The sequence below is a fragment of the Nonomuraea bangladeshensis genome, assembly GCF_039529455.1.
Classification (GTDB): domain Bacteria; phylum Actinomycetota; class Actinomycetes; order Streptosporangiales; family Streptosporangiaceae; genus Nonomuraea; species Nonomuraea bangladeshensis.
This window is the reverse complement of record NZ_BAAAMV010000009.1, coordinates 653088-660188: the sequence shown is the minus strand read 5'-3', so window position 1 is coordinate 660188 and position 7101 is coordinate 653088. Positions and strand designations below refer to the sequence as shown.

General features: G+C 72.4%; 7 protein-coding genes. 2 read left to right on the top strand and 5 right to left on the bottom strand.

All coding sequences use genetic code 11. The features are described from left to right. Positions 1-365 precede the first annotated feature (365 nt). Positions 366-929, top strand: coding sequence for a hypothetical protein (locus ABD292_RS32525; protein ID WP_344214051.1), 564 nt, complete (start codon positions 366-368; stop codon positions 927-929). A gap of 253 nt (positions 930-1182) precedes the next feature. Here ABD292_RS32525 and ABD292_RS32520 read toward each other — a convergent pair whose 3' ends face one another. Next, positions 1183-1812, bottom strand: coding sequence for an FMN-binding negative transcriptional regulator (locus ABD292_RS32520; protein WP_344214049.1), 630 nt, complete (start codon positions 1810-1812; stop codon positions 1183-1185). Between the two features lie 34 nt (positions 1813-1846). Here ABD292_RS32520 and ABD292_RS32515 point away from each other — a divergent pair, with 34 nt between their 5' ends. Then, positions 1847-3175 (top strand): aminotransferase class I/II-fold pyridoxal phosphate-dependent enzyme, encoded by a 1329-nt coding sequence (locus tag ABD292_RS32515; RefSeq protein WP_344214047.1) that lies wholly within the window; start codon positions 1847-1849, stop codon positions 3173-3175. 9 nt (positions 3176-3184) lie between these two features. On the opposite strand, the gene ABD292_RS32510 is transcribed toward ABD292_RS32515, so the two are convergent. The 4 genes from ABD292_RS32510 to ABD292_RS32495 are packed head-to-tail and all read right to left on the bottom strand — an operon-like array spanning position 3185 to position 7017. Next, positions 3185-3781: a GTP-binding protein gene (locus tag ABD292_RS32510; RefSeq protein WP_344214045.1), complete on the bottom strand. Its 597-nt coding sequence runs from the start codon at positions 3779-3781 to the stop codon at positions 3185-3187. Next, positions 3762-4160, bottom strand: coding sequence for a DUF742 domain-containing protein (locus ABD292_RS32505; RefSeq protein WP_344214043.1), 399 nt, complete (start codon positions 4158-4160; stop codon positions 3762-3764). The genes ABD292_RS32510 and ABD292_RS32505 overlap by 20 nt, the downstream gene beginning before the upstream one ends. Next, complete coding sequence (locus ABD292_RS32500; RefSeq protein ID WP_344214090.1) at positions 4157-4588, bottom strand: roadblock/LC7 domain-containing protein; 432 nt, start codon at positions 4586-4588, stop codon at positions 4157-4159. Before ABD292_RS32500 ends, ABD292_RS32505 begins: the two co-directional genes overlap by 4 nt. After that, complete coding sequence (locus ABD292_RS32495) at positions 4588-7017, bottom strand: sensor histidine kinase (RefSeq protein WP_344214041.1); 2430 nt, start codon at positions 7015-7017, stop codon at positions 4588-4590. The genes ABD292_RS32500 and ABD292_RS32495 overlap by 1 nt, the downstream gene beginning before the upstream one ends. Between the last annotated feature and the right edge of the window lie 84 nt (positions 7018-7101).

The following is a 7101-nucleotide window of genomic DNA, read 5'->3' as shown; positions in this document are numbered from 1 at the left end:
AGCGGCTCCTGGATACGCGCGAAAGACACGCGACGGGGACCAGCGGGTACGGCGGAGGCGTTGCGCGAGGCTGCCAACAGATGTCCTTCCGAGGGCTCGCGGCGGACTGACTACACGCACGCCAGACGACCTCGGGATGCGAGCGGGCAGCACGAGGCGTCACAAGGGGAGCGTGGAAGCATGAGCGTACTCGCTCTGCCTAATTTTGTCCACGCTAACGCAGACCCATCTATCCGGTCGCATTTTCAGGATGACGGATGAGGGTTCGCTTGTCAACCTCCAAATCGAGAATTCAGATGTGCGGGTTCTGTGTGAAGACGGTGAAAGTCCTGATCAGGCGACAGTGAGGCTGGGACGATCCGTTCGTGCGGATGTCTGTTCTCATGGCCGTGCTGGGGTGGATGTTCCTGGTCGCGGCGAGCTGGCTGCAGATTCCCCTCCACCGGGAGATGGGGTGGTTCGGGGCGCTGCTCGTCGTGGGGTTCGGCTGGCTGTGGAGCGGCTTGTGGACCTTCGTCGCGGTCATCCTGCGCCTGTCCGTACGGGCGTACGCGCGGGCGGCGGTGGTGCTGGTCGCCGCGAGCGTGGGGGGTGCCGGGGTGTGGGCGGTGGACTGGCGGACCGCGTTCGTCGACGGCGTCATGTGGGCGCAGCGGGACGCGTTCGCCGAGCTGGCCGCCGACTACCGGGAGGGCCGGCCGGTCGAGCCGCCGGGATGGATGGCGTACGTGTCGGTCGGCGGGGAGGTCCGGGTGCTGGATGGCGGGCTTTATCTGCCGGTTCTCGTGGACGAGTGGCGGAGGGAGAGCGGGGCGGGAATCGCGTACCTGGGGCCGTCGCCGGACGCCGGCCGGCTCGTGCCGACGGCGGAGGGAGGGATGGGGCGGCCGGTCCGGGAGCTGGGTGACGGATGGTGGTGGGTGGAGTAGGCAAGTCCCCCGTCGTCCACAGGCTGTGCACGGACGAGGTCGCCCGGAAAGGACGGCGGGGAAAGGGGTTCGGCGCGGCCGGCCGATCATCCTGTGGATATCTGCGCGTCCGGTCTGTACTGGGAGGACGTGCGTGCGGAGCCGGTTTTGGGCGCGGTGGGCCGGGGTGAGGGGTTGGCTGGGGATGCGGCGTTACGGGGAGTGGTTATCCACAGGAAGGGTGAGTTATCCACAGTGTGTGGGAAAGCTCGCCCTACTGCGTGCCCATCCTCCTGAGCTGGTGCGCCCGCGCGCCCGCGTCGCCCGGCAGGTCGCGTTCGGCCAGCGCGGCGGCGACGCGCTCGCGGAGCTCGACCGGCTTGTGGCTGTCGTACTTGAACTTGGCCCGGACGCCCATCACCTCAAGCCGCAGCCCACGGATGGCTGACAACATCTTGCGGTACGGTCCCTCGTCGGCGGCGACCACACCGTACCCGCCGTCCGGCTCGTGGTGGGCGAGCTGGCGGCGCAGGATGTCGGCCTTGCCTTCCTTGTCGTCCACGATCCGGGCCGTGCAGGTGAGCTGCACCGAGGCGTAGTAGCTGGTCGGGACGCCGGTGCCGGGGGAGTCGGCGCGCCAGGTGGACGGGATGAAGGCGTAGTCGTCGTGCACGCTCATCACGACGGTCGGGTTGGCCTCCAGCGCCGCCCAGATGGGGTTGGGCCGGGCCAGATGCAGCACGATCTCCTCGCCGCTGCCCGCGTCCAGCAGGAAGTGGGTCGGCACCACCACGGGCGGGCCGCCCTGCGCGCCGTTCGCGGCCAGCAGGCCGAAGTCACGCGTACGCAGCCAGGACCGCCACTCGTCCGCGTCGAGGGCCGCGTCCCAAGGATGAATAAGCACCCGAACTCCTTTGTATTAGTACATAATGTCTTTTGTGCTAGAAAAATATCGGATCGTCGGCGAGACAGCCAGCGAGTTGGTCACCGGGATCGAGACCGCCGTCTCCGAGGGACGGCTGCCGCCGGGCTCGCCGCTCCCCCCGATCCGCGAGCTGGCGCAGCAGGCCGGGGTCAGCCCCAGCACGGCGGCGGCCGCCTACCGGCTGCTGCGCGAGCGCGGCGTGGTCGAGACCGCCGGGCGGCGCGGCACCCGCGTCCGGCCGCGTCCGGCCAGCACCACCCGGGAGGACATCCGCATCGAGGTGCCGCCGGGCGTACGCGACCTGTCGAAGGGCAATCCCGACGCGGCCCTGCTGCCGCCCCTGCACGACGCGCTCGCCGCCGCCGCCCGAGCCCATGAGGAGCGGCCCGCGATGTACGGCACCCACGACGACGCGGACCTGCTCGCCCTGGCCGCCGCCCGCCTGAGCGGCGACGGCGTGCCGCCCGGCGATCTGGCGATCACCTCGGGCACCCTCGACGCCGTCGAACGCGTCCTCGCCACCGCCCTGCGTCCCGGCGACCCGGTCGCCGTCGAGGACCCGGGCTGGTCGTCCCTGCTCGACCTGGTCGCGGTGCTGGGCCTGCGGCCGGTGCCGGTGCGTGTGGACGACGAAGGGCCGCTTCCCGACGATCTCGACCGGGCGTTGCGGGCCGGCGTACGGGCCGTCGTGGTCACCGCCCGCGCCCAGAACCCGACCGGCGCCGCCGTCACCGCCGCCCGCGCGGCGGCCCTGCGCGAGCTGCTGGCCGCGCACCCCGACGTGCTGCTCGTCGAGGACGACCACGGGGACGGCTTCGTGGACGTGCCCCTGCACCCGCTGGCCGGGGTCACGTCCCGGTGGGTGCTGGTGCGTTCGACGGCCAAGGCGTTCGGCCCTGACCTGCGGCTGGCTCCGGTCACCGGCGACCGGGCCACGCTGGACCGGCTGCGCGGGCGGCAGCGGCTGGCCGTCGGCTGGGTGAGCCACCTGTTGCAGCGGGCGGTCGCGCACCTCTGGCGTACGGGGGCGGTGGACACGGCGGCCGTGGCGGCGTCGTACCGGGAGCGGCGGGACGGCCTGGTGGCGGCGCTGGCCGGGCGGGGCGTGCGGGCGCACGGCCGGACCGGGCTCAACGTGTGGGTGCCCGTCGCCGACGAGTCCGCCGCGATCACCCGCCTGCTGGCCCGGGGCTGGGCCGCCGCGCCGGGGGCGCGCAACCGGGTCCGTACGCCGCCCGCGATCCGCGTCACCGTCTCCACGCTGAGCCCGGCCGACCTCGCGCCGCTCGCCGCCGACCTCGCCGCCGCCGTCGAGGCCCCGTCGCGCGGCCGGTACGCCTAGCCGGTACGGCTAGGAGCCCGGCGTCGCCGGCCGCGAGTGCGCCGCCATCAGGTGGTCCACGAGCGCGAGCAGCACGTCCCGGCTCGCCCGGCGGTCACGGGCGTCGCACAGCACGAGCGGCACCTGTGGGTCGAGGTCGAGCGCCTTGCGGATCTCCTCCGGCGCGCGGTCCCTGACGCCGTGGAAGCAGTTGACGCCCACGACGAACGGGATGCCGCGGCTCTCGAAGAAGTCGATCGAGGCGAAGCTGACGTCCAGCCGCCGGGTGTCCACCAGGACGACCGCGCCCATCGCGCCGTTGACGAGGTCGTTCCACATGAACCAGAACCGCTCCTGGCCGGGCGTGCCGAACAGGTAGAGGACCAGCTCGCGGTTGATCGTGATGCGGCCGAAGTCCAGCGCGACGGTGGTGCTCGTCTTGCCGTTGAGCCCCTCCAGGTCGTCGACGCCGACGCTGGCGTGGGTCAGGTACTCCTCCGTACGCAGGGGCTCGACCTCGCTCACCGCGCCGACCATGGTCGTCTTGCCGACCCCGAAACCGCCGGCGACGAGGATCTTCACCGCCAGGGGAGCGGTGTCCCCGTGGTCAGAGTTCGCGTAACCCATCCCTCACCGCCTTGAGGATTTCCATGTCGGGAAGGCCGTTCGCGTGCGCGAAGGCCATCGGAGGCCGGGCGCGCAGTTGCCCGGTCTCGATCAGGTCGCCAATGAGGATCTTGGTGACGGACACCGGCAGGTCGAGCGCGGCGGCCACCTCGGCCACCGCCATCGGCCGGTGGCACAGGACGGCGATCCGGCGGTGCTCCGGCTGGAGCCGGCGCGGGCCGCGGCCGGGCTCGGGGAAGGTGTCGGACACCGTCGTCACGAGGGTGATCAGCGCGAGGTCGTCCCGCTCGGGAGTGGTGCGCCCGCCGGTGATCGTGTAGGGACGGACGAGGGTTTCGTCGGCGTCGTCGTCGTCGAAACCCTCCGTCCAGTGTTTCATCCGTGTCCCCCGATGTCGCGGGCCTCCGGAGCGCGGGCGTCGGCGCCGAGCTTCTGGCCGACCTGCTGGATGAGGGTGTGCATGGCGACGCTCATCAGCTCGGCGTCGACCTCCTGGGAGGCGACCACGGCGAGGTGCGTGCCGCGTCCCGCCGCCGTGATGAACAGCCACAGCTCGGCCATCTCGATGATGACCTGGTGCACCAGGCCGCCGCTGAAGAGCTGCCCGACGCCGCGGGCGAGGCTCTGCTGGCCGGTGGCGATGGCGGCGAGTCGTTCGGCGTCCGCCCGCTGGATGGACCGGGAGCGGCTGATCACCAGGCCGTCGTCCGACAGCACGATGGCGTGTTTGGTGCCCGCGACTCGATCGACCAGGCCGTCCAGCAGCCAGTCCAGGTCGGCGTTGGTGGCGGTGGTTCGCTGCGTCATCATCGATCTTCCGTCGTAGGGGAGCCGGGCTCGGGGGACCCGTTCGGCCGGTGCGGTGAGGTGTCGTCGTCGCCGCGGCGCAGGCGGGACTGCCTCTGGAAGGCGCCGATCGTGGCGCCGGAGCGGCTGGGCCGGTCGCCCCAGGCCCAAAGCCGCTGTTCGTCTGTCTCGTCCGGATCCGGGGTGGCCGGGGTCCTGAGTTCTTCGGCCAGATTGGCCTGGCGTACGCGCTGCGGCAGCGGACGACGGCCGGAATCCGGGTCGGGCGGCGGGGGAACGGGCGAGGCCGCCACGTTCGCCAGCGCGCGGCCCCTGGTACGGCTCGGCAGGCCGTTGCCGGCGGCCGCGTTCTCCCGCGCGGCCTCGTCCTGGGGACGGGGCCGGGGACCGGTCGCCGCCGGGCGGGGCTCCTCGGCGGGCGGCGCGGCGCTCTCCTGGGGGCGCTCCACCACCAGCGTCTCCGGCACCAGCACGATGACCCGGGCGCCGCCGAACGCCGACGGCCGCAGCTCCACCTGCAGACCCAGGTTCGCCGAGAGCCGGGCGACGACGTACAGGCCGAGGCGTACGTCGTCGGCGTGCGTCATCACGTCGAGCTGCGGCGGCGACTTCATCAGGGCGTTGGCGGCCGCGTACTGCTCGGGCTCCATGCCGAGGCCGCGGTCCTCGATCTCGACCGCGACGCCGCGGCTGACCGGCGAGGCCCGCACCTCGACGGGCGTCAGCGGCTTGGAGAAGGCGGTGGCGTTCTCCATCAGCTCCGCGAGGACGTGGACCAGCGGCCCGACCGCGCGCTCGGCCACCCAGGGCTCGCCCTCGACGTCGATCGTGATCCGCCGGTAGTCCTGCACCTCGCCCTGCGCGGCCCGCAGCACGTCGAGCAGCTGAACCGGCCGCCGCCAGCGGCGCTGCGGCTGCCCGCCGCCGAGGATCACCAGGTTCTCCTCGTAGCGGCGCAGCCGGGCGGTGAGGTGGTCCAGGTCGAACAGGCCCTCCAGCACCTCCGGGTCCTCGTGCCTGCGCTCCAGCTCGTCGAGCTTCTTGAGCTGGAGGCCGATGAGGATCTGCGTACGCCGGGCGATCCGCTGCAGCATCCGCTGGAAGCCGCGGTGCTGCTCGGCCTGCCGGACGGCGGTCAGGACCGCGCTGCGGCTGGCCTGGTTGAGCGCCTCCCCCAGCTCGCCGAGCTCGTCGGGCGTGGGCTCGACCAGGTGGACCTCGGCGTCCACGTCGACGTCCTCGCCGCGCTCCAGCCGGGCGACGACCTCGGGCAGGCGCTCCTGGAGCTCCTGGGCCTCCTCGCGCAGGCGGAGGATTCGCCGCCGGAGGACGGAGGTGAGCCGCCAGCTCGTGAAGATGACCAGGCCGAGCGCGAGCAGGCCGACGCTGCTGATGCTGACGAAGACGACGAACAGCATGCGGGCGTGGCCGTAGCCGAGCTCGCGTACGGTCTCCAGCCGGAGGTTGAGGAGGTCCAGCACCTGGGCGGTGACCGCGTCGGCCGACGTGCGCCAGGCGGCCGCGTCGCCGCGCACCGCCACCTGGCCGCTCGCGTCGTCGCCGCCGGTGGCCAGGCGCGCTTCCTGGGCGACCAGGGCGTTCCACGCCTGGCTCGTCATCAGCGAGCGGTGCCGCAGCTCGTCGCCGGTGAGCGCGGGCATGATCCTGGACTCCAGGAGATGTGTACGGGTGCCGATGGCATCGGTGACGACGGCGTAGTCGTCCCTGGTCAGCCGGCCCGTCTTCCAGGCGCGGGCCAGCACGGCGTCCTCGCGGCCGATCGTGTCCACGACCCAGAACAGGTCGATCATGATCTGCGCGCGGCTGTTCACCTGGCCCTCGTCGGTGTGGCTGAGCGTGGTGAGCACGCCGAGGTCCGCCACCAGGAGGCGGCTGTAGTAGTCGAACGCCTTCCTCGCCGTGGACGTGCCGGCGTCCACCGCCCGCCGCTCCGCGCCGAGGGAGGCGAGCACGCGGTCGGCCGCGGCGACGGCCTCGGGCAGCCCCTCCTGCCCGTTGGCGAAGTCCTGGCCGACGAGTGAGCGGAAGGCGCGTACGGACTCGTCGGTCGCCGCCCGCTGCTTGACGAGCTGGTCGCGGACGCGCGGCTCGGCGGCGGCCTGCACCTCGGCCGTGAGCCTGCGCTCCTTCTGCAGGTCGAGGAAGAGCGCCGCCGCGGGCCTGCCGGCGGTCTCGGTCGCGAGGTCGAGCTGGGCCCGCTCCGCCCGCCACTGGGACGAGAGCTGGTACATGCCCGAGGCCAGCAGCGGAGTGAAGGTCAGACTCGGCACGAACACGATGATGAGCAGCACCGTACGCAGAGGGAGCCGGCGCGCGCCGGCCAGCCGCCGCGGACGAGCGCCGTCCGAGCTGTTGTCGTCGCCTGCGGTCTCGGCCGCGTCTCGCCCGCCCCTGCCTGATTCAGCCACGTGCGGACTCTCCTCACTTCGGATTGGTGCTCGATCGTAGCTATGTGACAGGTGTGACGAAAAGTCCCGCGGTTCAGGGCTTGG

What these genes read in the sequence shown, in the direction of transcription:
- ABD292_RS32510 (WP_344214045.1), bottom strand. Translation starts at nt 3,781, where the DNA reads ATGGGTTACGCGAACTCTGACCACGGGGACACCGCTCCCCTGGCGGTG.
- ABD292_RS32505 (WP_344214043.1), bottom strand. Translation starts at nt 4,160, where the DNA reads ATGAAACACTGGACGGAGGGTTTCGACGACGACGACGCCGACGAAACC.
- ABD292_RS32500 (WP_344214090.1), bottom strand. Translation starts at nt 4,588, where the DNA reads ATGACGCAGCGAACCACCGCCACCAACGCCGACCTGGACTGGCTGCTG.